Consider the following 26,616-nt stretch of genomic DNA (forward strand, 5'->3'; position numbering starts at 1 on the left):
TTAACATCTGCACCGTGCCCGACACCAACCCGCTGCGCATCCTCGTCTACAGCGACAACGTCCAGACCCGCGAACAGGTGAAGCAAGCCCTGGGCACACGGCTGCACCCGGATCTGCCCGAGTTGAGCTATGTCGAGGTGGCAACCGGTCCGATGGTCATTCGGACCATGGACGAGGGGGGAATCGATCTGGCCATCCTTGATGGCGAGGCGACTCCGACAGGTGGCATGGGGATCGCCAAGCAGCTCAAGGACGAGCTTTCGTCGTGCCCCCCGATCCTGGTGCTCACCGGACGCCCGGATGACGCCTGGCTGGCCAGCTGGTCACGCGCCGAGGCGGCGGTGCCGCATCCGCTCGATCCCATCGTGCTGGGCCGCACGGCACTCAGCCTGCTGCGCGCCCCTACCCACTGACCGCGAGCTAAGCGCCCGGGAGCTGGACCTTCGCAGCTTCTTCCTGTTCTTCGGCACGTTCTTCGGCACGCGGACGGAACTCGCCCGGGGCGATCTTGGGCCGCAGAGTGGCGACGGATTCCTCGGCGTCGGCGGCCGCGGTTTCTGCCGCGCGGAAACCCGATGCCGGGATGCCGGAAGCGCCGGTCGTCTGCACGGCCTCCCGCGCCTCGCCCGCAGCGGCGGCCGCCGCGATGCCGGGCGCAGCGGTCGGCAAAACGCTCATAGCCGGCAATTCGGCTTCCGGTGTCTCCGGAGTCTCCGCGGTCACCTCCGGCGCTGCGGCAGCCTCCTCCTCTTTCTCCTGGGACTTGGCGGGCACCGGCATCGACGGGCCGTCGCCGAGCAGGCCGGCGCTTCGGGTCATTCCCCCCATGGGCATCGGCATCATGCCGAAGCCGCCGACGCCGGGACTGCTCGCACCGGAATTGACGGTAGTGGCCGCCGCGGCGCCCGCATGGGTGCCCGGCGCGGTGCCGCCGGTATAGGCGCCCGCGTCACCGCCGGTGTAAGCGGCCGGCGCGAGTCCGGTGTCGGCGCTGCCCACACCGCCTCCACCACCGCCGCCGGCAGCAGCAGCAGCGCCCCCGGTTCCGGTGGTTGCGGGCGCGGCACCTCCGCCGGCGCTCGCAACACCACCCGTCGTGGTGCCGGCACCGGCACCGGCGCCGCCGCCCGCCGCGCCGCTCAGTCCCGACGCGATACCGCCAGCCAGCGCCGGGAAGCTCTGCAGCACCGACTGCCACGGCACCACCTGCGCGGCGGCAGCCGCCGCCCCCGAATAGTAGCCGGCCATCGCGGAGACGTCCTGGGCCCACATCTCCTCGTAGATGCTCTCGGCCATCGCGATCGCCGGCGCATTCTGGCCGAACAGATTCGACATCACCAGCTGCACGAACGCGTTGCGGTTGGCGTCAACCGCACCGGGATGGATGGTGGATGCTTGGGCCGCCTCGAAAGCACTCACCACCGCCATCGCCTGCCCGGCCGCCCCCAGCGACTGCGACGCGGCCGCGGCGAGCCAGCCCGCATAGGGCGCGGCGGCGGCAGCCATGGCCGCCGCGGCGGGACCTTGCCAGGCCTGTCCAGCCAGGTTCGAGATCACTGAACCGAACGATTGGGCCGCGGTCCCCAACTCCGCAGCCAGCCCGTTCCACGCCGCGGCAGCCTCGAGCATCGGCGCACTCCCTGCGCCGATGAACATCCGCAGCGAATTGATCTCCGGCGGCAGTGTAAAAAAGCTCACAGACCCCGTCCTCCCAGATCGGTCACCGGCAGCTGCGTTGACCTCGCAAAAGCGTTGCAGCGCGTCAGTCCAACAGTAACAACATGCGCTCCGCACGTCTGGCCGTCGCGTGGATCCATAGTATTTTGTTCGGCTACGTATCTGCCACCTCAGCAGTCTCGAGTGCCGCCCTGCCCCACCCACCCAAGCCCGACCCCGGGCATGTGCTCCGGCCGCCGCGCGACTATGTTGAAGGTCACTGTGACGGCCCACAAGCCCGGTCCGTCACATGATGTTCTTGGGCCGAACGCCCGGCTGCCGCCCGGCCGCTGCGCAGGCGGCCCGATACGACGGAGACGTGGAGCAAGTGAACGTTTACATACCCATCTTGGTGATGGCGGCCATTGCCGCAGCCTTCGCCATCGGTTCGGTGTTCCTGGCCAGCATCACCGGCCCGACCCGGTACAACCGGTCGAAGCTGGAGGCCTACGAATGTGGGATCGAGCCCACGGAAACCGGTACGCACACGACCACCGGTCAGCGCTTCCCGATCAAGTATTACCTGACCGCAATGTTGTTCATCGTCTTCGATATTGAAATTGTGTTCCTCTATCCGTGGGCGGTTAGCTTCGATTCGCTGGGGACTTTCGCGCTCGTCGAGATGGTCATATTCATGCTCACCGTTTTCGTGGCCTACGCATATGTGTGGCGCCGCGGCGGCCTGACGTGGGATTGAGGTAGGTAGGACGTGGGACTGGAAGAACAGTTACCCGGCGGGATCCTGCTGTCGACAGTCGAGAAGGTTGCGGGCTACGTCCGCAAGAACTCACTGTGGCCGGCGACGTTCGGGTTGGCCTGCTGCGCCATCGAGATGATGGCGACCGCCGGGCCCAGGTTTGACATCGCCAGATTCGGCATGGAGCGGTTCTCGGCGACGCCGCGACAGGCCGACCTGATGATCGTCGCGGGCCGGGTGAGCCAGAAGATGGCGCCGGTGCTGCGGCAGATCTACGACCAGATGGCCGAGCCGAAATGGGTTCTGGCGATGGGCGTGTGCGCGTCGTCCGGGGGCATGTTCAACAACTACGCGATCGTGCAGGGCGTCGACCACGTGGTACCGGTGGACATCTACCTGCCCGGCTGCCCGCCCCGGCCCGAGATGCTGTTGTACGCAATCCTGAAGCTGCACGAGAAGATTCAGGAAATGCCGCTGGGCGTCAACCGGGAGACGGCCATCGCCGAGGCCGAAGAGGCGGCCATGGCGGCCAGGCCGACGATCGAGATGCACGGACTGCTTCGATGAGCTCGCCCGAGAAGGACCCCCAGGGCGCGACCCTGACGCCCGGTGCGGACATACCGCCGGAAGGGCAAGAGGTCATCAACGTTCGCCGCGGCATGTTCGGCGTGCACGGCACCGGCGACACCTCGGGCTACGGACGGCTGGTGCGAGAGATCGCGCTGCCCGGCGAAAGCCCACGCCCCTACGGCAGTTACTTCGACGACATCGCCGACCGGCTGGCCGAGGCGCTGGACCGCGGGGGCCTCTCCTTCGACGAGGCGATCGAGAAGGTGGTGGTCTTCCGCGACGAGCTGACCCTCTACGTGCGCAGGGACCTGCTACCGCAGGTCGCCCAGCGGCTGCGGGACGAGCCGGAACTACGGTTCGAGTTGTGCCTGGGGGTCAGCGGGGTGCACTACCCCGACGAGACCGGCCGCGAACTGCACGCCGTCTACCCGCTCAAGTCGATCACGCACAACCGCCGGCTGCGGCTGGAAGTCGTTGCGCCCGATAGCGATCCGCACATCCCGTCGCTGTTCGGGGTGTACCCGACCAACGACTGGCACGAGCGGGAGACCTACGACTTCTTCGGCATCATCTTCGACGGCCACCCGTCGCTGACCCGGATCGAAATGCCCGACGACTGGCACGGACACCCGCAACGCAAGGACTACCCGCTGGGCGGTATCCCGGTGGAATACAAGGGCGCGCAGATACCTCCGCCCGACGAGCGCAGGGGCTATAACTGATGAGCACAACCGAAACCCTCGTGGTCGCGGGCGGTCAGGACTGGGACAAGGTCGTCGACGCCGCCCGCAAGGCCGATCCCGGCGAACGCATCGTCGTCAACATGGGACCTCAGCACCCGTCCACCCACGGGGTGCTGCGGCTGATCCTCGAGATCGAGGGCGAGACGGTCACCGAGGCCCGGTGCGGAATCGGCTACCTGCACACCGGAATCGAGAAGAATCTCGAATACCGGTTTTGGACGCAGGGCGTCACCTTCGTCACCCGAATGGATTACCTGGCACCGTTTTTCAACGAGACCGCCTACTGCCTGGGCGTGGAGAAGCTGCTCGGCATCACCGAGGAGATCCCGGAACGGGTCAACATCATCCGGGTGATGATGATGGAGCTCAACCGCATCTCGTCGCATCTGGTCGCGCTGGCCACCGGCGGCATGGAACTGGGCGCCATGACGCCGATGTTCGTCGGCTTCCGGGGCCGCGAGATCATGCTGACCCTTTTCGAGAAGATCACCGGCCTGCGGATGAACAGTGCCTACATCCGGCCGGGCGGCCTGGCCCAGGACCTGCCTCCCAACGGGGTCGACGACATCGCCGCCGCCCTCAAGGAACTGCGGGTGCCGTTGCGCCAGATGGGCGAGCTACTCAACGAGAACGCGATCTGGAAGGCCCGCACCGAGGACGTCGGCTACCTGGATCTGACCGGGTGCATGGCGCTGGGCATCACCGGCCCGATCCTGCGAGCCACCGGGCTGCCGCACGACCTGCGCAAGAGCGAACCCTATTGCGGATACCAGGACTACGACTTCGATGTGATCACCGAGGACACCTGTGATGCCTACGGCCGCTACATGATTCGCGTCAACGAGATGTGGGAGTCGATCAAGATCGTGGAGCAGTGTCTGGACAAGCTGAAGCCCGGCCCGACGATGGTCGAGGACCGCAAGATCGCTTGGCCCGCCGACCTTTCCGTGGGCCCGGACGGCATGGGTAACTCCCCGGAGCACATCGCCAAGATCATGGGCAGCTCGATGGAAGCCCTCATCCACCACTTCAAGCTGGTGACCGAAGGCATCCGCGTTCCGGCCGGCCAGGTGTACGTGGCGGTGGAGTCACCGCGCGGCGAACTCGGCGTGCACATGGTCAGCGACGGCGGCACCCGTCCCTACCGGGTGCACTACCGGGATCCATCGTTCACCAACCTGCAGTCGGTGGCCGCGATGTGCGAGGGCGGCATGGTCGCCGACCTGATCACCGCGGTCGCCAGCATCGACCCGGTGATGGGTGGAGTGGACCGATGAGTGAGCCCCAGGTAAACGGCGAGCGGGTTTTCCTGCGGCTCGGACCGCCGCCGGAAGAACCCAGCCAGTTCGTGGTCGAGGGTGCGCCGCAGTCGTATCCGGCCGACGTGCTGGCGCGGCTCGAGGTGGAAGCCAAGGAGATCATCGCCAAATACCCCAGCAAGCGGTCTGCGCTGCTGCCGTTGTTGCACCTGGTCCAGGGCGAGGACTCCTACATCACCCCGGCGGGCATGGAGTTCTGCGCTCAGCAGCTGGATCTGACGGGCGCGGAGGTCTCGGCGGTGGCCAGCTTCTACACCATGTACCGGCGCGGGCCCACCGGCGATTACCTGGTCGGCGTCTGCACCAACACGCTGTGCGCGGTGATGGGCGGTGACGCGATCTTTTCCGACCTCAAGGAGCACCTGGGCGTCGGCAATGACGAGACCACCGACGACGGCACCGTCACGCTGCAGCACATCGAGTGCAACGCGGCCTGCGACTTCGCGCCGGTGGTGATGGTCAACTGGGAGTTCTACGACAACCAGACCATCGATTCCGCCCGCGAGCTCGTTGACTCCCTGCGCACCGGCAAGCCGGTGGCACCCACCCGTGGCGCACCGTTGTGCAAGTTTCGCGAGACGTCGCGCATCCTGGCCGGGCTCCGCGATGAGCGACCCGACGAGGGCCAGGGCGGCGCCGGCGCGGCCACGCTGGCCGGGCTGCGGGTGGCTCAGGAGAACGACATGCAAGCTCCCCCTGGCCCGGAAGACCAAGCATGACAACACCTTTGACGCCGGTTATCAGCCGGTACTGGGATGACCCCGAGTCCTGGTCGCTGGCGACCTACCAACGCCACGACGGTTATCAGGCCATGAAGAAAGCCCTGGCGATGGCTCCCGACGACGTGATCGCCATGGTCAAGGACTCCGGTCTGCGCGGGCGCGGCGGTGCGGGCTTCTCCACCGGGACCAAGTGGTCGTTCATCCCGCAGGGCGACAGAGGACCCGCGGCCAAGCCGCATTACCTGGTGGTCAACGCCGACGAATCCGAACCGGGTACCTGCAAAGACATTCCGTTGATGCTGGCCACCCCGCACGTGCTCGTCGAAGGCGTCATCATCGCCTCCTACGCGATCCGCGCCAGCCACGCCTTCATCTACGTACGCGGTGAAGTGGTGCCCGTGCTGCGCCGCCTGCAGAACGCGGTGACAGAGGCGTACGCCGCCGGCTACCTGGGCCGCGACATCGGCGGCTCCGGGTTCGACCTGGAGTTGGTGGTACACGCCGGGGCCGGTGCCTACATCTGCGGCGAGGAGACCGCGCTGCTCGACTCGCTGGAAGGCCGCCGTGGCCAGCCGCGGCTGCGGCCACCGTTCCCCGCGGTCGCCGGCCTCTACGGCTGCCCCACCGTGATCAACAACGTCGAGACCATCGCCAGCGTCCCGTCCATCATCCTCAACGGTGTCGACTGGTTCCGCTCGATGGGCAGCGAGAAATCGCCTGGCTTCACGCTCTATTCGTTGTCCGGACACGTCACCCGCCCCGGCCAATACGAAGCCCCGCTGGGTATCACGTTGCGCGAGTTGCTCGATTACGCCGGCGGAGTCCGGGCCGGGCACCGGCTGAAGTTCTGGACGCCGGGCGGGTCCTCGACTCCGCTGCTGACCGACGAGCACCTCGACGTGCCGCTGGACTATGAGGGCGTTGGCGCGGCGGGTTCCATGCTCGGCACCAAGGCGTTGGAGATCTTCGACGAAACCACCTGCGTGGTACGCGCGGTGCGCCGCTGGACCGAGTTCTACGCCCACGAATCCTGCGGGAAATGCACGCCCTGCCGCGAGGGCACCTTCTGGCTGGACAAGATCTACGCCCGCCTGGAAAACGGCCGGGGCACCCGCGAAGACCTCGACAAACTGCTGGACATCTCCGATGCGATCCTCGGAAAGTCGTTCTGCGCGTTAGGAGATGGTGCGGCCAGCCCGGTGATGTCGTCGATCCAGCACTTCCGCGACGAATACATCGCCCACGTCGAGACCGGTGGCTGTCCCTTCGACCCCAAAGACTCCATGTTGTCGTTGAACGGAAAGGCCTGACGCTGCAATGACAAGTGCGGCCAAGACGGATACCGGTGATGAGGTCAAGCCGCCGGATATGGTGACGCTGACCATCGACGGGGCCGAGATCAGCGTTCCGAAGGGAACATTGGTCATTCGCGCTGCCGAGCTGATGGGCATTCAAATCCCCCGGTTCTGCGACCATCCGCTGCTCGACCCGGTCGGCGCCTGCCGGCAGTGCCTGGTGGAGGTCGAAGGCCAGCGCAAGCCGCTGGCCTCGTGCACCACGGTGTGCACCGACGACATGGTCGTGCGTACCCAGCTCACCTCCCCGGCCGCCGACAAGGCCCAGCACGGCGTGATGGAACTGCTGCTGATCAACCACCCGCTGGACTGCCCGATGTGCGACAAGGGCGGTGAGTGCCCGCTGCAGAACCAGGCAATGTCCAACGGGCGCGCGGAATCTCGCTTCACCGACGTCAAGCGCACGTTCGCCAAACCGATCAACATCTCCTCGCAGGTGCTGCTGGACCGGGAGCGCTGCATCCTGTGCGCGCGCTGTACCCGATTCTCCAACCAGATCGCCGGTGACCCGTTCATCGACATGCAGGAGCGCGGCGCCCTGCAACAGGTCGGCATCTACGCCAACGAACCGTTCGACTCATATTTCTCCGGCAACACGGTTCAGGTCTGCCCGGTGGGCGCGCTGACCGGGATGTCCTACCGGTTCCGGGCCCGCCCGTTCGATCTGGTGTCCAGCCCCAGCGTGTGCGAGCACTGTGCGTCCGGCTGTGCGCAGCGCACCGACCACCGCCGCGGCAAGGTGACTCGCCGCCTTGCCGGCGACGACCCGGAAGTCAACGAGGAATGGAACTGCGACAAGGGCCGGTGGGCGTTCACCTACGCCACCCAGCCCGACGCGCTCACCACGCCGCTGATCCGGGATGCCAACGGCGAACTGGTGCCGGCGTCATGGGCGCACGCGATCGTGGCCGCGACACAGGGGCTGGAGGCGGCCCGCGGCCGCACCGGCGTCCTGGTCGGCGGCCGGGTCACTTGGGAAGACGCCTACGCCTACGCCAAGTTCGCGCGAATCGTGTTGAACACCAACGACATCGACTTCCGCGCCCGCCCGCTGTCGGCCGAGGAGGCCGACTTCCTGACGGCCCGCATTGCCGGCCGGCCGGTGAGCGTGAGCTACGCCGACCTGGAATCGGCGCCGGTGGTGCTGCTGGTCGGATTCGAGCCGGAGGAAGAATCGCCGATCGTGTTCCTGCGGCTGCGCAAGGCGGCACGCAAGAACCACGTGCCGGTGTACGCGGTCGCCCCGTTCGCCACTCGCGCGCTGGACAAGATGTCGGGCCGGTTGCTGCAGACGGCGCCCGGCGCCGAGCCCGCCGTGCTGGACGGGCTGGCCACGGGCGAAGTGGGCGACCTGCTCAGCACGCCCGGTGCGGTGATCATGGTCGGCGAGCGGCTGGCCGCGGTGCCCGGCGGTTTGTCCGCCGCAGCCCGGTTGGCCGACGCAACCGGAGCCCGGCTGGCCTGGGTGCCGCGGCGGGCCGGGGAGCGCGGCGCGCTGGAAGCCGGAGCGCTGCCTGCTTTGTTGCCCGGCGGCCGTCCGGTCGCCGACGACGCGGCCCGGTCACAGGTCGCGGCCGCCTGGCACGTCGATGACCTGCCTGCGGCGCCCGGACGGGACACCGACGGCATTCTGGCCGCCGCCACCGACGGCAGTCTGGGCGCGCTGCTGGTCGGCGGCATCGAGCCCGGCGACTTCGCCGACCCGGACGCGGTGCTGGCCGCCCTGGACGCGGCGCCGTTCGTCGTCAGCCTGGAGTTGCGGCACAGTGCGGTCACGCAGCGGGCGGACGTGGTGTTCCCGGTGGCACCGACCACGCAGAAGGCCGGTGCCTTCGTCAACTGGGAGGGCCGCTACCGCGGTTTCGAACCGGCCATCACGGGCAGCATGCAGCAAGCGAGTCAATCCGATCACCGCGTGCTCGACACGCTGGCCGACGAGCTGGGTATCCAGCTGAACTGCTCGACCGTCGAGTCCGCGCGTGAGGAACTGGCGGAGCTTGGCACCTGGGACGGCAAGCATCCGGGCATCCCCGCAGTAGACGCCGCGCCGGCTGCCCGGCCCGGCAAGGGCGAAGCGGTCCTGACCGGCTGGCGGTTGCTGCTGGACTCCGGCCGCGGACAGGACGGTGAACCGCACCTGGCGGGCACCGCCCGCACCCCGGTGGCGCGGCTGTCGGGCGACACCGCGGCCGAGATCGGCGCCACCGACGGTGAGCCGGTCACCGTCAGCACACAGCGTGGCGCAATCACCCTGCCGCTCAACGTGACCGACATGCCGGACCGGGTGGTGTGGCTGCCGCTCAACTCACCGGGCTCGGCGGTGCATCGGCAACTCGGCGTGACGCTCGGCGCGATCGTGAAAGTTGGGGTGCAGGCATGAACGGGTTGACCGCCTTCGGACACGACCCGTGGTGGCTTGTGCTGGGGAAGGCGCTGGCCATCTTCGTGTTCCTGATGCTCAACGTGCTGGTGGCGATCCTGGCCGAGCGCAAAATCCTCGGCTGGATGCAGTTGCGGCCCGGCCCCAACCGCGCGGGCCCCTGGGGCACGCTGCAGAGCCTCGCCGACGGCATCAAGCTGGCGCTCAAGGAGAGCATCACCCCCAAGGGCATCGACTGGTTCGTGTACTTCGCGGCGCCGGCCATCTCGGCGATCCCCGCGTTCACCGCGTTCGCGTTCATCCCGTTCGGACCCGAAGTGTCGGTCTTCGGTCACTGGACACCCTTGCAGCTGACCGATCTCCCGGTGGCGGTGCTGTTCATCCTGGGCCTGTCGGCCATCGGCGTGTACGGCATCGTCCTGGGCGGTTGGGCGTCGGGATCCACCTATCCCCTGCTGGGTGGCGTGCGCTCGACGGCGCAGGTCATCTCCTACGAGGTGGCGATGGGCTTGTCGTTCGCCGCGGTGTTCCTGTTCGCCGGCACCATGTCGACGTCGCAGATCGTGGCCGCCCAGGATCGGGTCTGGTATGTATTCCTGCTGCTGCCGTCGTTCGTGATCTACCTCATCTCGATGGTCGGTGAAACCAACCGGGCGCCATTCGATCTGCCCGAAGCCGAGGGCGAACTGGTCGCCGGTTTCCACACCGAGTACTCGTCGCTGAAGTTCGCGATCTTCATGCTGGCCGAGTACATCAACATGATGACGGTGTCCTCACTGGCCACCGCCATGTTCTTCGGCGGCTGGCACGCCCCGTGGCCGCTGAACATGTGGGAGGGGGCCAACCACGGCTGGTGGCCGGTGCTCTGGTTCACCGCCAAGATGTGGACCTTCCTGTTCATCTATTTCTGGCTGCGCGCCAGCCTGCCCCGGTTCCGCTACGACCAATTCATGTCGCTGGGATGGAAGCTGCTGATCCCGGTCTCGCTGGTCTGGATCATGATCGCGGCGGTCATTCGCACGCTGCGCAACCAGGGCTATGCGCACTGGACCACGCTGCTGGTGGTGTGCAGCCTCGTCTTCGCGGTGGCGCTGATCGCCGTGCTGCGAAAACCGTTCAGCGCACCCATCCCCCGCAAACGACGCAAGCAGCAGCTCTACGCAGACAGCGTTGCCGCAGCGCAACCGGCATTCCCGACACCACCGCTGCCGTTCAAAACACTCGAGCAGCCGGTAGGTGCGAGCAAGGAGAACGCACGTGGCTAACATTTTCAGGCGCCTGTTAGATCCCGTCGCCGGGTTCGGCGTGACCTTCGGGTCGATGTTCAAGAAGAACATCACCGAGGGGTATCCGGAGAAGCCCGGTCCGGTGGCGCCGCGCTACCACGGCCGTCACCAGCTCAACCGGTATCCCGACGGGCTGGAAAAGTGCATCGGCTGCGAGTTGTGCGCCTGGTCCTGCCCGGCCGACGCGATCTACGTCGAAGGCGCGGACAACACCGAAGAGGCCCGGTACTCCCCCGGTGAACGCTACGGCCGGGTCTACCAGATCAACTATCTGCGCTGCATCGGCTGCGGACTGTGCATCGAGGCCTGCCCCACCCGCGCGTTGACGATGACCAACGATTACGAGCTGGCCGACGACAACCGCGCGGACCTGATCTATGAGAAGGACCGGCTGCTGGCGCCGCTGCTGCCCGGGATGACCCAACCGCCGCATCCGCGCGCCGAAGGCGCCACCGACAAGGACTACTACCTGGGCAACGTGACGGCCGACGGCCTGCGCGAAAGTCAGGACACCCGATGATCACGACGCTGGCGGCGGACACGTTGACCCGCACCTCCACCGGCGAAGCGGTGATGTTCTGGGTGCTGGGAACGCTGGCGGTGATCGGCGCACTGGGGGTGGTGCTGGCGGTCAACGCCGTGTACTCGGCCATGTACCTGGCGATGACGATGCTCATCCTGGCGGTCTTCTACATGGCGCAGGACGCCCTGTTCCTGGGTGTGGTGCAGGTGGTGGTCTACACCGGTGCGGTGATGATGCTGTTCCTGTTCGTGCTGATGCTGATCGGCGTGGACACCGCGGAATCGCTGAAAGAAACCCTGCGCGGGCAGCGGGTCGCCGCGGTGGTCACCGGTATCGGGTTCGGCGTCGCGCTGATCGCCGGCATCGGCAACGTGACGACCGGCGGCTTCTCCGGGCTGGCCGCTGCCAACGCCAACGGCAACGTCGAAGGCCTTGCGGCACTGATTTTCTCGCGCTACCTGTGGGCCTTCGAGTTGACCAGCGCGCTGCTCATCACCGCCGCGGTGGGAGCGATGATCCTGGCGCACCGAGAGCGGTTCGAGCGGCGCAAGACCCAGCGCGAACTCTCCGAGGAGCGCTTCCGTCCCGGCGGTCATCCCACTCCGCTACCCAACCCGGGGGTCTACGCACGGCACAACGCCGTGGACGTGGCCGCACTGCTTCCCGACGGCTCGTACTCGGACTTGTCGGTCTCCAAGGTCCTGCGGGCCCGCGGGGCTGACGGGCTGCAGACACCTTCGGCGGAGTCCGTGAAGGGCGGTGCCTCGTGAATCCGGCCAACTACCTTTATCTTTCGGCGTTGCTGTTCACCATCGGGGCTTCCGGGGTGCTGCTGCGCCGCAACGCGATCGTCATGTTCATGTGTGTCGAGTTGATGCTCAACGCCGTCAACCTGGCGTTCGTCACGTTCGCGCGCATGCACGGCAAGCTCGACGGACAGATGATCGCGTTTTTCACGATGGTGGTGGCGGCCTGCGAGGTCGTGATCGGCCTGGCCATCATCATGACGATTTTCCGTGCCCGCAAATCGGCGTCGGTCGACGACGCGAATCTACTCAAAGGCTGAGAACGCCAACATGATTGACTACACCTGGCTGCTGGTGGCACTGCCGCTGGCGGGTGCTGTGATCCTGCTGTTCGGCGGTCGACGCACCGATGCGTGGGGCCACTGGCTGGGCACGCTGGCCGCCCTGGCCGCCTTCGGCGTCGGCGCGATGTTGCTGGCTGACCTGCTCGGCCGCAGCGCCGACGACCGGGTCATCCACCAGAAGGTGTTCACCTGGATGCCGGTGGGCCAGTTGCAGGTCGACTTCGGCCTGCAGATCGATCAGCTCTCGATGTGCTTCATCCTCCTCATCTCCGGCGTAGGTTCGCTGATCCACATCTATTCGATCGCCTACATGGCCGAAGATGAAGACCGCAGAAGGTTTTTCGGCTACCTCAACCTGTTCCTGGCCTCGATGCTGCTGCTGGTGATCGCCGACAACTATGTGCTGCTCTACGTCGGGTGGGAGGGCGTCGGCCTGGCGTCCTACCTGCTGATCGGCTTCTGGTACCACAAGCCGTCGGCGGCGACGGCCGCCAAGAAGGCGTTCGTGATGAACCGGGTCGGCGACGCCGGCCTGGCGCTGGCGATGTTCCTGATGTTCGCCACGTTCGGCACGGTGTCCTACAGCGGCGTGTTCGCCGGGGCACCCGCGGCCAGCCAGGGCGTGCTGAACGTGATGGGCTTGCTGCTGCTGTTGGGCGCATGCGCCAAGTCCGCGCAGGTGCCACTGCAGGCCTGGTTGGGCGACGCGATGGAGGGCCCCACCCCGGTGTCTGCACTGATCCACGCGGCCACCATGGTGACCGCCGGGGTTTACCTGATCGTGCGGTCCAACCCGGTGTTCAACCTGGCGCCCGGCGCTCAACTGGGCGTGGTGATCGTCGGCGCCGTGACCCTGATGCTGGGGGCGTTCATCGGCTGCGCCAAGGACGACATCAAGCGTGCGCTGGCCGCCTCGACGATGAGCCAGATCGGCTACATGGTGCTGGCCGCCGGGCTCGGCCCGGCCGGGTACGCGTTCGCGATCATGCACCTGCTGACCCACGGATTTTTCAAAGCCGGCCTGTTCCTCGGATCCGGGTCGATCATTCACGCCATGCACGAGGAGCAGGACATGCGCCGCTACGGCGGCCTGCGCAAGGCCCTGCCGATCACCTTCGTCACGTTCGGTCTGGGCTATCTGGCGATCATCGGGGTGCCCCCGTTCGCGGGTTTCTTCTCCAAGGACGCGATCATCGAAGCGGCGTTGGGCGCCGGTGGCACCCGCGGCTATGTGCTGGGTGGGACGGCGCTGCTGGGCGCCGGCATCACGGCCTTCTACATGACCCGCGTCATGCTCATGACCTTCTTCGGTAAGAAGCGCTGGGCGCCAATCTCGCATCCGCACGAGGCGCCGGCACTGATGACGTGGCCGATGATCCTGCTGGCGGTCGGCTCGGTGTTCTCCGGTGCCCTGTTCTCGATCGGCGGCACCCTGAAGAACTGGCTGGAACCCGTCGTCGGGGTACACGAGGAGACGACCCACGCGGTGCCCGCCTGGGCGAGCACCTCGCTGGCCCTGGGCGTGGTGATCGTCGGCATCGCGGTGGCCTACCGGATGTACGGCGGCAGGGCGGAGATCCCGCGGGTCGCCCCGGCTCGGGTCTCGGTGCTGACGACGGCTGCACGCGCCGACGCGTACGGCGATGCCTTCAACGAGGAGGTCTTCATGCGCCCGGGTGCGCACCTGACGGACAGGCTGGTCGCGGTCGACAATGCCGGTGTGGACGGCTCGGTCAACGGACTGGCCGCCCTGGTGGGGCGGACGTCGAACCGGTTGCGAGGCTTCCAGACCGGCTTCGCCCGCAATTACGCGTTGTCGATGCTGGCGGGTGCGGCCCTGGTGGCCGGCGCACTGTTGGTGGTGAACCTGTGGTGACCAACAACATCCCTTGGCTGAGCGTGCTGTGGCTGGTGCCGCTGGCCGGTGCCGTGCTCGTCATCCTGTTGCCGCCGAGCCTGCGCCAGGCCGCCAAATGGACCGGGTTGCTGGTCGCCCTCGCGACGCTCGCGGTGTCCCTCGTCGTCGCGGTCGGGTTCAAGCCCGGGGGTGAGGCCTACCAGTTCGTCGAAACCCGCACCTGGATACCGGCTTTCGGGGCCGGCTACTCCTTGGGTGTGGACGGGATCGCGCTGATCCTGGTGGTGTTGACGACCATCCTGATCCCGCTGCTGCTGGTCGCCGGCTGGAACGACGCCAACAAGACCAACCCCCGCGGGGTGCACGCCTACATCGCGCTGACGCTGGCCATCGAGTCGATGGTGCTGATCTCGGTGATCGCCCTGGACGTGCTGCTGTTCTACGTCTTCTTCGAGGCCATGCTCATCCCGATGTACTTCCTGATCGGCGGTTTCGGGCAGGGCCGCGAGCGCTCGCGGGCCGCCGTGAAGTTCCTGCTGTACAACCTGTTCGGCGGGTTGATCATGCTAGCCGCGGTGATCGGACTGTACGTGGTGACCAGCCAGCACGGCGGCGGCACCTTCGACTTCGTCCGGATCGTGAACGACGTCAAAGCCGGCCGCTACGGCGGTGTCGACCCGGCGGTGTTCAAGGCCATCTTCCTCGGATTCATGTTCGCGTTCGCCATCAAGGCGCCGCTGTGGCCACTGCACCGCTGGCTGCCCGATGCCGCGGTCGAGTCCACCCCGGCGACCGCGGTGCTGATCACCGCGGTGATGGACAAGGTGGGCACCTTCGGCATGCTGCGTTACTGTCTGCAGCTGTTTCCGGACGCCTCAGCGTATTTCCGTCCGGTAATCGTGACACTGGCCATCATCGGGGTGATCTACGGTGCCATCGTGGCGATCGGCCAGACCGACATGATGCGCCTGATCGCCTACACCTCGATCTCGCACTTCGGGTTCATCATCGCCGGCATCTTCGTGATGACCACCCAGGGACAGAGCGGATCGACGCTGTACATGCTCAACCACGGCATCTCGACCGCGGCGGTGTTCCTGATCGCGGGTTTCCTCGTCTCCCGCGGGGGCAGCCGCAACATCGCCGATTACGGCGGCGTGCAGAAGGTGGCCCCGATCCTGGCGGGCACCTTCCTCGTCTCGTGCATGGCCACCCTCTCGCTTCCCGGGCTGGCACCGTTCGTCAGCGAATTCCTGGTGCTGCTGGGCACTTTCAACCGCTACTGGGTGGCGGCGGCATTCGGGGTGACCGCGCTGGTGCTGGCCGCCATCTACATGCTGTGGCTCTACCAGCGGGTGATGACCGGGCCCGTCGCCACGGGGAACGAGAAGATTCGCGATCTGATGGGCCGCGAGATGATCGTCGTCGCACCGCTGCTCGCCCTGCTGTTCGTCCTCGGTGTGTATCCCAAGCCGGTGCTGGACATCATCAACCCGGCAGTGGAGAACACCATGACCACCATCGGCCAGCATGATCCCGCACCCACTGTGCCTATTCGCGGACCGATGGCTGCCTTCCCCCGCAAAGCCGAAGGACCGCACCAATGACGCTGCCCAGCCCCAGCATCGAGTACTTCCTGCTGTCCCCGATGTTCATCGTTTTCGGCATCGCGGTGCTCGGCGTCCTGGTCGAGGCATTCCTGCCGCGCCGGCTCCGGTACGGCGCGCAAGTGGTGCTGACCCTCACCGGGCTGGTCGCGGCGTTCGTCGCCGTTGTCGCGGTGGCGAAGTCGGTCCCGGCCGAGGGGCGCCGAACCGTGCTCGGGGCGGTGGCGGTGGACCGGCCGACCTTGTTCCTGCAAGGCACCATCATTCTGGTCTCGGTGCTGGCGGTGATTTTCGTCGCTGAGCGCAGCCAGCGATCCGTCCCGCAGAAACAGAAGGTGTTCGCGGGGCTGGATTCCTTTACGCCCCAAGCGTCCGCGGTACCGGGTAGCGACACCGAGCAGGAAGCCGAACGTGCCGGCATCGCTCAGACGGAGCTTTTCCCGCTGCTGACACTCTCGGTCGGCGGCATGATGGTGTTCCCCGCGTCCGACGACCTGCTGACCATGTTCGTCGCGCTGGAAGTCCTGTCGCTGCCGCTGTACCTGATGTGCGGGCTGGCGCGGCACCGCAGGCTGGTGTCGCAGGAATCGGCGCTGAAATACTTCCTGCTGGGCGCGTTTTCGTCGGCGTTCTTCCTCTACGGGGTGGCGTTGCTCTACGGCGCGACCGGCACGCTGACCCTCACCGGGATCCGCGATTCGCTCGCAGCGGGCAGCGATACCTCCATGGCGCTGGTCGGCGTCGCACTGCTGTCGGTTGGCTTGCTGTTCAAAGTTGGTGCGGTGCCGTTCCATTCGTGGATCCCCGACGTATATCAGGGAGCACCGACCCCCATCACCGGTTTCATGGCTGCGGCCACCAAGGTTGCGGCGTTCGGCGCGTTGTTGCGCGTGGTGTACGTGGCGCTGCCGCCGTTACACCACGACTGGCGTCCGGTGCTGTGGGCCATCTCGATCCTGACCATGACCGTGGGCACCGTCACCGCGGTGAACCAGACCAATGTCAAACGGATGCTTGCCTATTCGTCGGTAGCGCACGTGGGCTTCATCCTCACCGGCGTCATCGCCGACAACTCCGCGGGCCTGTCGGGCACCTTGTTCTACCTGGTCGCCTACAGCTTCAGCACGGTGGGTGCATTCGCGATCGTGGGACTGGTCCGCAATTCCGGCCCCGATTCCAGTGACGTCGAGGACGCCGACCTGTCGCACTGGGCCGGTCTGGGCCAGCGCTCCCCCATTGTGGGCGTGATGCTCTCGATGTTTCTGCTGGCGTTCGCGGGTATTCCGCTGACGAGCGGGTTCATCAGCAAGTTCGCGGTATTCAAGGCCGCCGCCCAGGGCGGCGCCGTGCCGCTGGTGGTGATCGGTGTGATATCCAGCGGCGTGGCCGCATACTTCTACGTCCGGGTAATCGTGTCGATGTTCTTCACCGAGACCACCGACGACACACCCCACGTGATGGAGCCCGGGGTGCTGAGTAAGGCCGCAATCGCCGTGTGCGCGTTGGTGACCGTGGTGTTGGGCATCTTCCCGCAACCGGTGCTCGACCTGGCCGAGCGCGCGGCGACGTTCGTGCAGTAAGTCTGCTCAGAAGTCCGCGAAGCCTTGCGGTGTTGTTCGGTGTGTTGAAGGCGCCGAGCTCTTGTGACCTGAATTCGCCACGCCTGGCGTGGCGGTGCTCACGGCGTTGCCGGCTGAGCTCGCAATGCCGATGTTGAAGGCGCCGACATCGGGGATACCCACATCGAGGTTGCCGGCGTTCCACCGGCCGGTGTTGGCGCCGCTGAGCAGCGAGCCACCAGAGTTGCCGGCTCAATTCAGAAATGGACGAGTCGCCAGGATGTAGATCGCCATGACGGCAAGTGGAGCGACCAACGGCAACCAAGGCACCTGCAGCGAAAATGACGTCGCCACCAACCCGACGAAGGTGAACCCGACAGCGGCGACGATCGTCGGCCAGTTCTCCGCCGAGGCTTGCCCGGCCGCGTGCCGGCATACCAGGTAAGCCGCCGCGCACAGTCCCGAGAGCGCGGCGAGTACGTGCGAGGTATCCGAAGCCACGATGACCATTACCGTCAACAGCACAGCAAGCGTTGCCGCAGAACGCAGTACGGTCCCGAGGCCAACGGCCAGGCCGGCTGCGGCACCGGCCAGCAGCGGCAGTCCATGGGTTCCCACGGCGGCCGCGGCCACCATCAGCAGACCGAACAGGACCGAGAAGACGCGGATACCGGAGGCGGCGATCATGTCAGCGTTTGGCTCCGAGCCGTCCCCGGACCCGCCGCCGGCGGTCGGGCAGTGCGCCCATCGACTGCTCGAGCGTGTGGTCCGACGGCCAGGACAACACGTCTACGCCGACGGTCGCCATATCCCGGTACATCGCCGAGCGTTGCAACATCCACATCTTGACCACCAGTGGGTCCTGTTCACCCTCGAACGGCGAGCTGTCCAGCACGTCGACGGCCACCACGACGTGGCCGCGCCGACGCAAATCGATGAGCGCCAAAGCGAATTCGGTGTCGAGTAGCGTCGAAAAGGCGAAGATGATCGCTCCCGACGGAACCGCCGCGCGGGGGGCCAAGGTGCCCGTGGTGGTTTCGAACCGCTCCCCGGCATCCAGGACGGTGTCCAGAACGCGATAGAACTGGCGTTGCCCGATGTCGGCGCCGAGCCAGCGCGGACGATTGCCGCCCAGGGCGACGATGCCGGCGCGGTCGCCGTTGCGCAGGGCGGTCTGCACCACCTGGGCGGCACCCCGCACGACCCGTTCGGTGGCCTCGGTCGCTGGTCCCGCCGGCTGACGATACGTGTCGATCAGCACTACCACGTCTGCTGCGCGGTCGGTCAGCCGCTGCGTCACGTGCAGTCGGCCGCGCCGCGCGCTGACCGCCCAGTTGACCGCCCGCAGCTGATCTCCCGGCACGTAGAGACGGATGTCGGCATATTCCACGCCGGGCCCGATGTGCCGGGTCAGATGCGCTCCCAGCCGGTCGAGCAGCTCGGTTTGCGGTATGGAGGTCGACTGCGGCGGCGTCAGCGGAAACACGATCACGTCGGCGGCATCGACGGTTCCGGTTCCCCTGAGCAGGCCACCACGCGCAAGGACGTCGACGCGGGCCCGGACGTGGTAACGGCCCCACCGCTTCGCCTTGGCCACAACCGTTTTCGATTGCGCCTGGGTTTCGGCGGCCGCCAGTTCCATCCCGTCGGCCGCTGTCAGGGTGAGATCGATGTCGGCATCGCCGGATTCCGCAGTGGCCCATACCCGTACCCGGGCTTCTTCGTTCTCGAAGCATCGTTGCGCATCGGGCTCCGCGTGTACCTGCACCGTCGGCGCCGGAGATTGCCAATTGAGCGAGCACAGCACGCCGAGCAGGGGTGCGGCGAACGCGATCAGCTGCCAGCGCCCGCCGATGACCGCCGCGACCAGTGCCACGCCGGCGCAGGTGGCAATGGCAAGCGTCAACTGCGATGCGCGCCAATGGAACTCGACTTCGCGATGCTGGATCACGCGTTGCCGCGATCGGCTCGCGGGACGGGTAGTCGCCGCAACAGTTCGCCGACGACGTCGGCGCCCTGAATCTTGCGCACCCACATCTCCGGGCGCAGCGTGATCCGGTGAGCGACGGCCGGGACGGCGAGCGCCTTCACGTCCTCCGGGATGACGTAGTCGCGGCCCAGGAGCAGAGCCCGGGCGCGCGCGAGTTGAACCAGATCGAGTTCGGCACGCGGACTCGCGCCGACCGCGACCTGCGGATGGTGCCGGGTCGCGGTGGCCAGCGACACCACGTACTGCAGGACGTCCTGATGCACGGTCACCTGCTCGACCGATTCGCGCATGGCGAGCAGGTCGGTCGCGTCGACAACCTGATTGACCGTCGGCTCCACCGATCCCCGGTCCAGCCGCCGACGCAGCATCGCCGCCTCATCCTGTTCGGAGAGATAACGCAGTTCCAGCCGGATGGCGAACCGGTCCAGCTGGGCCTCCGGCAACGGATAGGTGCCTTCATACTCGATCGGATTGTCGGTGGCCAAGACGATGAAAGGTGTGGGCAGCTTGTGTGTTTGGCCGTCGATACTCACCTGGCCCTCGGCCATCGCCTCCAGCAGCGCCGCCTGCGTCTTCGGGGGCGTTCGGTTGATCTCGTCGCCGAGCAACAGATTGGTGAAGATCGGTCCGCGGCGGAATTCGAAACGGCCGGACTGCATGTCGTAAATGGTCGACCCGAGCAGATCGGCCGGCAACAGATCCGGTGTGAACTGCACTCTGGTGAACTCCAGCCCCAGCGCAGAGGCAAACGATCGGGCGATCAGCGTCTTACCCAGCCCGGGAAGGTCTTCGATCAGGACGTGCCCGCGCGCCAGCAGGGCGGTGAGGATCAAGGTCAGCGCCGAGCGCTTGCCCACGACGAGGCGCTCGATCTCGTCGAGCACCGCCTCGCACTGGGCAGTGGTGGTGCCGATTGGCAGGGCCGCCGGGGTGGTCATCGTTGCTCCATCGTCATACCTTCTCCAACCTACGCAGAATCTCTTCGAGCGCCGCGCGGCCCGGTCCCGGTTGGCCGGCATCGGCATGCCCGACATTGTTCGGATTAACCCATTCCCACAACTGAGCGCCGAAAAGCATCTCACCGGTCGCCCGGAACGCCGCCGGATCTTTGGCCTGCCGTTGCCCGGTGGTGAGTTCGAAACGCCGAGCCAGCATCGGGCGCAGGTGACGGTCCCAGTCCGCGCGGGTGGAGTCCGACCAGCGGATCGTCGTCTCGGTGTTGGACAGCCAGCGACGCAGGGCATCACCGAGGTCATCGAAGTCGGCTTGCACTTCTGGTTCACTCGGATGACCAAGCAAGCGGCGGACATTGAGCAACACCAGCGTCAGGGCCACCCCGGCACCGATGAGCACGAATCTGCGGTCCTGCAGTATCAGGGCCATCACTTCGATGCCCACAATCAAGCAGACTCCAAGTGCGATAAGCTTTTTCATACGGACCTGCGGGATCGCGGGGCGATTTCGCCGAGAACCAGTTCGAGCACCCGCACCGCTGTCTCGCGGTGCCCCTCGTCCATCACGTGCGGGCTGAACCGAGCCTCCTCGAACAGGTTGACCAATTGGACGGCGTTGTCGGCGCGCAGCGCCCCCTGTTCGACCGCGCGGGCGAGCACCTCGGTGGGAGTGTCGAATTCCTGCGGCACGGCGCCGGGCACGTTGGCCAGTTCACGTTCCATCGCCACGTAGCAGGCGATGATCGCCTCCCGGGGTTCGCGGCTGAGATCCGTCATCTCAGCCAGCCCGACTTCCGCGGCACGCACCAGTGACTCCGCGGCGACTTCCGGCGGCGCGGGGCCGGTGAAATCGTTGACCACCGGCGGTGTCGCCACCGGCCGGCGACGCCGCGACGCGACGAAGCCACCCAAGAACAACATCAGCAGTACCGGCACGAAGGCCAGCAGCGATCCGAGCACGTCCGGAGTGTCCTTGTGCCGCGGAGTTTGTCCGGGCTGCGCCTCGCCGCCCCCGGGCACGGGCTTCGGGCTCGAACTGGGTTGCGGCGCATCGAGACTTATCTGAGACGGGGTGAAAAGCCGGGATACCAGTATCGCGACGAGAAGCCAGGCCACGATCACTGCGAGCGAGATCAGCACAACGCGCCAAGTTGGCCGCGCACTGCCGCCCCCGAGCATGTCGGGCAGTGCGCCGGCGCTGGGTGCGACCGTGCGCGGATCGCGCAATCTGGCGATGATCGCGAACGCCAGCAATGCCAGCGTCGCCGCGATGGCCGCGACGAGGAACAGCAGCGCCGTCTTGTCGGCACTCGAGTCCGCCAGCCGCGAACCGTGGCGGGCGGGCAGGTACCCCCGGAGCGCGGTTGCGGCAAGCATCAGTAGAGCGATCAAGGCGACCACCCGCGCGGTGGGCTTGTCGAGCATCAGTCAGAGTTCCCTGGCGACTTGCGCCCCATAGCCGAAGGCTAGCGGCGTTGGGCTGCCAGGGTCCAGTGGCGGGCGGGTGTCTGCCCCGCCGTGTACTATCGAACATATGTTCGAATTAGTGCAGTTTTCCCGCGTGGAACCCGGCGCCACCGAGGCCGAGCTGACCGCGCGCATACAAGAGCTGGAGCAGATCAAGTCCGCCGCGGCGGCCGGTCAGGCCCGTGCGGCGGCCGCGCTCGATACCGCCCGGCGCGCCGCCGACGCGGCCGCAGGAGTGCCCGCAGCCAAGCGAGGTCGCGGGGTGGGCAGAGAGGTCGCGTTGGCGCGGCGGGATTCTCCGGCCCGCGGGAGCCGGCATCTGGGGTTGGCCAAGGCGCTGGTCCACGAGATGCCCTACGCCCTACCATGACCTGGGTCAGCGCCCCTGCTGCCGGTCGCCCAGGGTGTCGGGGTGTACGCCGCGCTGCGCCGCGCCGCCGACACCACCTTCGATCACCGCAGCCGCGGCAGGTCATGGCCGACGCGCTGGTCGAACGCATCACCGCTACCCCCGCTGCCACGCCGGCTTCGATCGCGCTCAACATCGTCATTTCCGACCGAGCCCTGCTCGGCGGCGAGAACGACGCCGCCCTGGTCGAAGGTTACGGTCCCATCCCCGCGGAAGTTGCGCGCCGTTGGTTGACCACCGCCGCCGCCGACCAGAAGTCGCTGGTCACCCTGCGCCGACTGTACGCCAGCCCCACGACCGGCGCGCTGGTCGCGATGAAATCACACGCGGACCTTCCCGCGCGGGCTGGCCCGAATTCATCACCCTGCGCGACCAAACCTGCCGCACCCCCCTACTGCGTCGCCCCGATCCGCCACCGCGACCACATCACGCCCGTCCACCGAGGCGGACCCACCACCGCCGCAAACGGCGAGGGCCTGTGCGAACGCTGCAATTACGTTAAAGAATCACCCGGCTGGCGCGTCAGCGCCCACGACAACAACGGCACCCACACAACCGAACATGTCACCCCACCGGAGGGCACTACCAATCCACCGCACCTCCGATCTACTCACGCACCGACATCAGCATGACCGAAGACGCCATCGGCATCGCGCTGATCCATCGTCATGCCGCATGACGATTCACACCGTGAACGGAGAGTAGCTTCCGTCCAGCACCTGCAGGTGCCCGATGGTGCGGCCGGTCACCATGCTGGGGCTTACCCGCGCGAGTTGTACTGCCGCTTGGGCGAATTCCTCGGCGGAGCTCACGTCGTCGAAATCATGGGCGTAGTAGGACAGGCCCGGTGTCATGATCGGTTTGGACGGTGCGAGCGCGTTGACCGCGATGTTGTGGTCGGCGAGATCGAGCGCCGCGCACCCGGTGAGGTGTTCCAGTGCGGCCTTGGAGCCGCCGTATCCGGGCAATCCGCCACCCAGCCGCGAGGCGATCGACGTGATGTTGACGATCGAACCGCCGCCCGCGCTGATCATGTCCGGGCTCACCAACTGCATCAGCTCGTAGGAGGCGAACAGAGCGATCTCGAAATGCCGGCGATAGGCGGACAGCGGGATGCTGACGAACCCCGGCCAGCGGGGCTTGTCCCCCGCCGCCGGTTTGGCGCGCGGCGCGGCACCCGGGCGTCCCGGCGCCGTGAATGCGGCGTTGTTGATCAGTATTGTGATGGGCCCCAACGCATCCCGGGCTTCGTCCACCAGGCGGACGACGTCGTCACGGTCCGTCAAGTCGGCACGGATCGCCACCGCCCGCCCTCCTGCCGACTCGATGTCGGCGACCGTCTCACCGATAGTTCCGGGCAGTCGATCGTCCCACACGGCCTCGGTGCGGCCGATGACCGCGACGTCCTCACCGTCGGCCGCCAGCGCCAGTGCGATGGCCCGCCCCAGGCCCCGGCTGGCACCGGTGACGATGGCCGTCATCGGGTTACCCCGTGCACCATGATGGCCGCCGTCTGCTCCACCCACGCGTCGTCCAGCTTCTGCTCAGGGTGCAGCATCATCCGCAGCATCGTGGCGCCCCCGATCAACTCGATCAGCCGGTCCGGGTCGACGTCGGGATGGGCTTCGCCCCGGTAGATCGCCTCGCGCAGTCGTGTCCGTACCGCGGCGAACAAGCCCGCGAAGCGCGACATGACCCGAGTGTTCAGCTCGGGATCGGCGGTCATGTCGGCCACCAGCCCCGGCAGCGCCGCGCGCACCACGGGAGTGGTGAACACGTCCCGGGTGGCTTCGATCATCATCCGGACGTCGGCGGCGAAATCGCCCGCGGGAGCCTCCAGCGCTGTCGGCGCCACGGGGAACGCCGCCTCGTGCACCAGCTCGGCCTTGCTGGACCACCTGCGGTACAGCGCGGACTTCGTCGTGCCGGCCCGCTCGGCCACGGCGGCCAGGCTCAGGTTCGAATAGCCGACGTTGACAAGCAGTTCCGCGGTCGCCGCCAAGATGGCAGAGTCGATGCGGGGATCCCGGGGCCGCCCGGCGCCAGGGATCTTGTCAAGGGTTGTCGGGTCTGCTTTCATAACGCTACCTACCGTATCGTAATTACCCCGCAAAGGAAGCACCCGTGGCGAATGAACCGGCGCTCGAAGATGTGGGCCGCATACAACGCTCGAGCCGCGACACCGCGACGGTTCCGGCGCTGATGTCGCAGTGGTTGGCGACGGTGCTGCCGGTCGCGCCCGAGGTAACCGTGGAAAGTGGCGTGGACTCCACGGGTATGTCGTCGGAAACCATCATCCTGACCGCCCGGTGGGAGGGCCAGGAGCAGAAGCTGGTCGCGCGGGTCGCGCCCACCACGCAGGACGTGCCGGTGTTTCCGACCTATCGCCTCGACCACCAGTTCGAGGTCATCCGCAAGGTCGGCGAACTGACCGACGTCCCGGTGCCCAGGGTGCGCTGGATCGAGGACAGCGGTGAAGTGCTGGGAGCGCCCTTCTTCCTGATGGACTACGTCGACGGCGTGGTGCCGCCCGACGTCATGCCCTACACGTTCGGGGGCAACTGGTTCGCCGACGCACGAAGAGACCAACAGCGCAAGTTGCAGGACGCCTCGGTGAAAGTTCTGGCAGCCTTGCATTCGATCCCCCACGCGCAGAACACCTTCGGCTTCCTCACCGAGGGTTTGACCGGGGACACCGCATTACGTAAGCACTTCGGCTGGGTGAAGTCCTGGTATGACTTCGCGGTCTCCGACATCGGCCGATCACCTTTGGTGGAGCGGACTTTTGAATGGCTGGACAAGAATTGGCCGGCCGACGCCGAGGCGCGTGAGCCGGTGCTCAACTGGGGCGACGCCCGGGTAGGCAACGTGCTGTACCGCGACTTCGAGCCGGTGGCGGTGCTGGACTGGGAGATGGTGACACTCGGCCCGCGCGAACTCGATGTCGCATGGATGATATTCGCGCACAAAGTTTTTCAGGAGCTCGCCAGCCTGGCGACCCTGCCTGGCCTACCGGAGGTGATGCGTGAGGACGACGTGCGCGCCACGTATCAGCGACTGACCGGCGTCGAACTCAGCGATCTGAACTGGTTCTACGTGTACTCCGGGGTGATGTGGGCGTGTGTGTTCATGCGGACCGGCGCCCGGCGCGTGCACTTCGGCGAGGTCGAGAAACCCGACGATGTCGAGACGCTGTTCTACCACGCCGGGTTGATGAAACGTCTTATCGGACAGGACCGCTGATGCCACAATCACTTGGCCCGCTCGACGAGTACCCGGTACACCAGGTTCCCCAGCCGATCGCGTGGCCCGGGTCCTCCGACCGCAACTTCTACGACCGCTCGTATTTCAACGCCCATGACCGCACCGGGGACATCTTCGTCATCTCCGGCATCGGTTACTACCCGAACCTCGGAGTCAAGGACGCATTCCTGCTCATCCGGCGGGCAGAGACCCAGACCGCCGTGCACCTTTCGGACGCCATCGACTCCGACAGGTTGCACCAGCACGTCAACGGCTACCGTGTCGAGGTCATCGAACCGCTGCGCAAACTGCGCATCGTGCTGGACCAAACCGAAGGCATCGCCGCCGACCTCACCTGGGAGGGCCTGTTCGACGTGGTCCAGGAGCAGCCGCACATCCTGCGGTCAGGCAACCGGGTCACCCTGCATGCCCAGCGGTTCGCCCAGCTCGGCAGCTGGAGCGGTCACCTGTCCGTCGACGGTGAAGAGATCACCGTCGACCCGTCGATCTGGATCGGCAGTCGCGACCGGTCCTGGGGCATTCGCCCCATCGGCGAGCCGGAACCGGCCGGCCGGCCCGCAGACCCGCCGTTCGAAGGCATGTGGTGGCTGTACGTGCCCATCGCGTTCGATGACTTCGCGATTGTGCTGATCATCCAGGAGGAGCCCGACGGTTTCCGCTCGCTCAACGACTGCACCCGGGTGTGGCGCGACGGTCGGGTGGAGCAGCTGGGCTGGCCGAGGGTCAAGATCCACTATCGCTCCGGCACCCGCATCCCGACGGGGGCGACCATCGACGCGACCGCGCCCGACGGCTCCCCAGTTCACTTTGACGTGGAGTCCAAGCTGCCGGTGCCCATTCACGTCGGTGGCGGTTACGGCGGTGACTCGGACTGGCTGCACGGGGTGTGGAAGGGCGAGAAGTTCGCCGAACGGCTGACCTACGACATGACCGATCCGGGCATCATCGCCCGGTCCGGCTTCGGCGTCATCGACCATGTCGGACGGGCGGTATGCCGCGACGGCGACGGGGATCCGGTCGAGGGCTGGGGCCTGTACGAGCACGGCGCACTGGGCCGGCACGATCCGTCCGGGTTCGCCGATTGGCTAACCGTAGCTCCCTGAAGCCT

General features: G+C 66.7%; 25 protein-coding genes and 1 pseudogene. 18 read left to right on the forward strand and 8 right to left on the reverse strand.

The window, feature by feature from the left end:
• The first annotated feature begins 14 nt into the window (after window positions 1–14).
• Window positions 15–413 (forward strand): Rv3143 family two-component system response regulator, encoded by a 399-nt coding sequence (locus tag ACX9NE_RS04175; protein WP_459360439.1) that lies wholly within the window; start codon window positions 15–17, stop codon window positions 411–413.
• 7 nt (window positions 414–420) lie between these two features.
• On the opposite strand, the gene ACX9NE_RS04180 is transcribed toward ACX9NE_RS04175, so the two are convergent.
• Window positions 421–1,698: a PPE family protein gene (locus ACX9NE_RS04180; protein WP_459360440.1), complete on the reverse strand. Its 1,278-nt coding sequence runs from the start codon at window positions 1,696–1,698 to the stop codon at window positions 421–423.
• A gap of 346 nt (window positions 1,699–2,044) precedes the next feature.
• Here ACX9NE_RS04180 and ACX9NE_RS04185 point away from each other — a divergent pair, with 346 nt between their 5' ends.
• The 14 genes from ACX9NE_RS04185 to nuoN are packed head-to-tail and all read left to right on the forward strand — an operon-like array spanning window position 2,045 to window position 17,446.
• Entirely contained in the window at window positions 2,045–2,413 is a 369-nt protein-coding gene (locus tag ACX9NE_RS04185; RefSeq protein WP_459360621.1) for an NADH-quinone oxidoreductase subunit A, read from the forward strand.
• Window positions 2,414–2,425: 12 nt separating this feature from the next.
• Window positions 2,426–2,980, forward strand: a complete 555-nt coding sequence (locus ACX9NE_RS04190) for a NuoB/complex I 20 kDa subunit family protein (protein ID WP_459360441.1) — start codon at window positions 2,426–2,428, stop codon at window positions 2,978–2,980.
• Complete coding sequence (locus tag ACX9NE_RS04195; protein WP_459360442.1) at window positions 2,977–3,705, forward strand: NADH-quinone oxidoreductase subunit C; 729 nt, start codon at window positions 2,977–2,979, stop codon at window positions 3,703–3,705. Before ACX9NE_RS04190 ends, ACX9NE_RS04195 begins: the two co-directional genes overlap by 4 nt.
• Window positions 3,705–5,003 carry an NADH dehydrogenase (quinone) subunit D gene (nuoD, locus tag ACX9NE_RS04200; RefSeq protein ID WP_459360443.1) on the forward strand — a complete coding sequence of 433 codons (1,299 nt, stop codon included), beginning with the start codon at window positions 3,705–3,707 and terminating at the stop codon, window positions 5,001–5,003. The genes ACX9NE_RS04195 and nuoD overlap by 1 nt, the downstream gene beginning before the upstream one ends.
• The gene (nuoE, locus tag ACX9NE_RS04205; protein ID WP_459360444.1) at window positions 5,000–5,764 is read left to right on the forward strand and encodes an NADH-quinone oxidoreductase subunit NuoE; all 765 of its coding nucleotides are present in this window, start codon (window positions 5,000–5,002) and stop codon (window positions 5,762–5,764) included. Before nuoD ends, nuoE begins: the two co-directional genes overlap by 4 nt.
• Window positions 5,761–7,077: an NADH-quinone oxidoreductase subunit NuoF gene (gene nuoF, locus ACX9NE_RS04210; protein ID WP_459360445.1), complete on the forward strand. Its 1,317-nt coding sequence runs from the start codon at window positions 5,761–5,763 to the stop codon at window positions 7,075–7,077. The genes nuoE and nuoF overlap by 4 nt, the downstream gene beginning before the upstream one ends.
• Before the next feature lie 7 nt (window positions 7,078–7,084).
• The gene (locus ACX9NE_RS04215) at window positions 7,085–9,502 is read left to right on the forward strand and encodes an NADH-quinone oxidoreductase subunit G (RefSeq protein WP_459360446.1); all 2,418 of its coding nucleotides are present in this window, start codon (window positions 7,085–7,087) and stop codon (window positions 9,500–9,502) included.
• 5 nt (window positions 9,503–9,507) lie between these two features.
• The gene (nuoH, locus tag ACX9NE_RS04220; RefSeq protein WP_459360622.1) at window positions 9,508–10,767 is read left to right on the forward strand and encodes an NADH-quinone oxidoreductase subunit NuoH; all 1,260 of its coding nucleotides are present in this window, start codon (window positions 9,508–9,510) and stop codon (window positions 10,765–10,767) included.
• Window positions 10,739–11,308: an NADH-quinone oxidoreductase subunit NuoI gene (gene nuoI / locus ACX9NE_RS04225; protein ID WP_459360447.1), complete on the forward strand. Its 570-nt coding sequence runs from the start codon at window positions 10,739–10,741 to the stop codon at window positions 11,306–11,308. Before nuoH ends, nuoI begins: the two co-directional genes overlap by 29 nt.
• Window positions 11,305–12,081, forward strand: a complete 777-nt coding sequence (locus ACX9NE_RS04230) for an NADH-quinone oxidoreductase subunit J (protein ID WP_459360448.1) — start codon at window positions 11,305–11,307, stop codon at window positions 12,079–12,081. Before nuoI ends, ACX9NE_RS04230 begins: the two co-directional genes overlap by 4 nt.
• Window positions 12,078–12,377: an NADH-quinone oxidoreductase subunit NuoK gene (gene nuoK, locus ACX9NE_RS04235; RefSeq protein ID WP_055580875.1), complete on the forward strand. Its 300-nt coding sequence runs from the start codon at window positions 12,078–12,080 to the stop codon at window positions 12,375–12,377. Before ACX9NE_RS04230 ends, nuoK begins: the two co-directional genes overlap by 4 nt.
• A gap of 10 nt (window positions 12,378–12,387) precedes the next feature.
• Window positions 12,388–14,277 carry an NADH-quinone oxidoreductase subunit L gene (gene nuoL / locus ACX9NE_RS04240; protein WP_459360449.1) on the forward strand — a complete coding sequence of 630 codons (1,890 nt, stop codon included), beginning with the start codon at window positions 12,388–12,390 and terminating at the stop codon, window positions 14,275–14,277.
• Window positions 14,274–15,866 (forward strand): NADH-quinone oxidoreductase subunit M, encoded by a 1,593-nt coding sequence (locus tag ACX9NE_RS04245; RefSeq protein WP_459360450.1) that lies wholly within the window; start codon window positions 14,274–14,276, stop codon window positions 15,864–15,866. The genes nuoL and ACX9NE_RS04245 overlap by 4 nt, the downstream gene beginning before the upstream one ends.
• Window positions 15,863–17,446 (forward strand): NADH-quinone oxidoreductase subunit NuoN, encoded by a 1,584-nt coding sequence (gene nuoN / locus ACX9NE_RS04250; RefSeq protein ID WP_459360451.1) that lies wholly within the window; start codon window positions 15,863–15,865, stop codon window positions 17,444–17,446. Before ACX9NE_RS04245 ends, nuoN begins: the two co-directional genes overlap by 4 nt.
• A 231-nt stretch (window positions 17,447–17,677) precedes the next feature.
• On the opposite strand, the gene ACX9NE_RS04255 is transcribed toward nuoN, so the two are convergent.
• From ACX9NE_RS04255 to ACX9NE_RS04275, 5 genes are read right to left on the reverse strand one after another with little or no spacing between them, the layout of a single operon-like run.
• Entirely contained in the window at window positions 17,678–18,112 is a 435-nt protein-coding gene (locus ACX9NE_RS04255; RefSeq protein ID WP_459360452.1) for a hypothetical protein, read from the reverse strand.
• Between the two features lies 1 nt (window position 18,113).
• Window positions 18,114–19,376, reverse strand: coding sequence for a DUF58 domain-containing protein (locus tag ACX9NE_RS04260; RefSeq protein WP_459360453.1), 1,263 nt, complete (start codon window positions 19,374–19,376; stop codon window positions 18,114–18,116).
• Entirely contained in the window at window positions 19,373–20,353 is a 981-nt protein-coding gene (locus ACX9NE_RS04265; protein WP_459360454.1) for an AAA family ATPase, read from the reverse strand. Before ACX9NE_RS04265 ends, ACX9NE_RS04260 begins: the two co-directional genes overlap by 4 nt.
• A 13-nt stretch (window positions 20,354–20,366) precedes the next feature.
• The gene (locus ACX9NE_RS04270; protein WP_459360455.1) at window positions 20,367–20,849 is read right to left on the reverse strand and encodes a hypothetical protein; all 483 of its coding nucleotides are present in this window, start codon (window positions 20,847–20,849) and stop codon (window positions 20,367–20,369) included.
• Window positions 20,846–21,793 carry a DUF4129 domain-containing protein gene (locus tag ACX9NE_RS04275; protein ID WP_459360456.1) on the reverse strand — a complete coding sequence of 316 codons (948 nt, stop codon included), beginning with the start codon at window positions 21,791–21,793 and terminating at the stop codon, window positions 20,846–20,848. Before ACX9NE_RS04275 ends, ACX9NE_RS04270 begins: the two co-directional genes overlap by 4 nt.
• Window positions 21,794–21,902: 109 nt before the next feature.
• On the opposite strand from ACX9NE_RS04275, the pseudogene ACX9NE_RS04280 reads away from it, so the two are divergent.
• Window positions 21,903–22,923 (forward strand): annotated as a pseudogene (locus tag ACX9NE_RS04280) (HNH endonuclease).
• 4 nt (window positions 22,924–22,927) lie between these two features.
• Here ACX9NE_RS04280 and ACX9NE_RS04285 read toward each other — a convergent pair.
• Both ACX9NE_RS04285 and ACX9NE_RS04290 read right to left on the reverse strand, forming a co-directional pair.
• The gene (locus ACX9NE_RS04285; RefSeq protein ID WP_459360457.1) at window positions 22,928–23,725 is read right to left on the reverse strand and encodes an SDR family NAD(P)-dependent oxidoreductase; all 798 of its coding nucleotides are present in this window, start codon (window positions 23,723–23,725) and stop codon (window positions 22,928–22,930) included.
• A complete protein-coding gene (locus ACX9NE_RS04290) occupies window positions 23,722–24,324 on the reverse strand; it encodes a TetR/AcrR family transcriptional regulator (protein ID WP_459360458.1) in 603 nt (200 codons plus the stop codon). The genes ACX9NE_RS04285 and ACX9NE_RS04290 overlap by 4 nt, the downstream gene beginning before the upstream one ends.
• 44 nt (window positions 24,325–24,368) lie before the next feature.
• Between ACX9NE_RS04290 and ACX9NE_RS04295 the strand changes: the two genes are divergently transcribed.
• Window positions 24,369–25,487, forward strand: a complete 1,119-nt coding sequence (locus tag ACX9NE_RS04295) for a phosphotransferase family protein (protein WP_459360459.1) — start codon at window positions 24,369–24,371, stop codon at window positions 25,485–25,487.
• Entirely contained in the window at window positions 25,487–26,611 is a 1,125-nt protein-coding gene (locus ACX9NE_RS04300; protein WP_459360460.1) for a hypothetical protein, read from the forward strand. The genes ACX9NE_RS04295 and ACX9NE_RS04300 overlap by 1 nt, the downstream gene beginning before the upstream one ends.
• The last annotated feature ends 5 nt before the right edge of the window (window positions 26,612–26,616 follow it).

It is taken from the genome of Mycobacterium sp. ML4 (assembly GCF_054515735.1).

What these genes read in the sequence shown, in the direction of transcription:
- ACX9NE_RS04195 (WP_459360442.1), top strand. Translation starts at nt 2,977, where the DNA reads ATGAGCTCGCCCGAGAAGGACCCCCAGGGCGCGACCCTGACGCCCGGT.
- nuoD (WP_459360443.1), top strand. Translation starts at nt 3,705, where the DNA reads ATGAGCACAACCGAAACCCTCGTGGTCGCGGGCGGTCAGGACTGGGAC.
- nuoE (WP_459360444.1), top strand. Translation starts at nt 5,000, where the DNA reads ATGAGTGAGCCCCAGGTAAACGGCGAGCGGGTTTTCCTGCGGCTCGGA.
- nuoF (WP_459360445.1), top strand. Translation starts at nt 5,761, where the DNA reads ATGACAACACCTTTGACGCCGGTTATCAGCCGGTACTGGGATGACCCC.
- ACX9NE_RS04215 (WP_459360446.1), top strand. Translation starts at nt 7,085, where the DNA reads ATGACAAGTGCGGCCAAGACGGATACCGGTGATGAGGTCAAGCCGCCG.
- ACX9NE_RS04230 (WP_459360448.1), top strand. Translation starts at nt 11,305, where the DNA reads ATGATCACGACGCTGGCGGCGGACACGTTGACCCGCACCTCCACCGGC.
- nuoL (WP_459360449.1), top strand. Translation starts at nt 12,388, where the DNA reads ATGATTGACTACACCTGGCTGCTGGTGGCACTGCCGCTGGCGGGTGCT.
- nuoN (WP_459360451.1), top strand. Translation starts at nt 15,863, where the DNA reads ATGACGCTGCCCAGCCCCAGCATCGAGTACTTCCTGCTGTCCCCGATG.
- ACX9NE_RS04255 (WP_459360452.1), bottom strand. Translation starts at nt 18,112, where the DNA reads ATGATCGCCGCCTCCGGTATCCGCGTCTTCTCGGTCCTGTTCGGTCTG.
- ACX9NE_RS04265 (WP_459360454.1), bottom strand. Translation starts at nt 20,353, where the DNA reads ATGACCACCCCGGCGGCCCTGCCAATCGGCACCACCACTGCCCAGTGC.
- ACX9NE_RS04270 (WP_459360455.1), bottom strand. Translation starts at nt 20,849, where the DNA reads ATGAAAAAGCTTATCGCACTTGGAGTCTGCTTGATTGTGGGCATCGAA.
- ACX9NE_RS04275 (WP_459360456.1), bottom strand. Translation starts at nt 21,793, where the DNA reads ATGCTCGACAAGCCCACCGCGCGGGTGGTCGCCTTGATCGCTCTACTG.
- ACX9NE_RS04285 (WP_459360457.1), bottom strand. Translation starts at nt 23,725, where the DNA reads ATGACGGCCATCGTCACCGGTGCCAGCCGGGGCCTGGGGCGGGCCATC.
- ACX9NE_RS04290 (WP_459360458.1), bottom strand. Translation starts at nt 24,324, where the DNA reads ATGAAAGCAGACCCGACAACCCTTGACAAGATCCCTGGCGCCGGGCGG.
- ACX9NE_RS04300 (WP_459360460.1), top strand. Translation starts at nt 25,487, where the DNA reads ATGCCACAATCACTTGGCCCGCTCGACGAGTACCCGGTACACCAGGTT.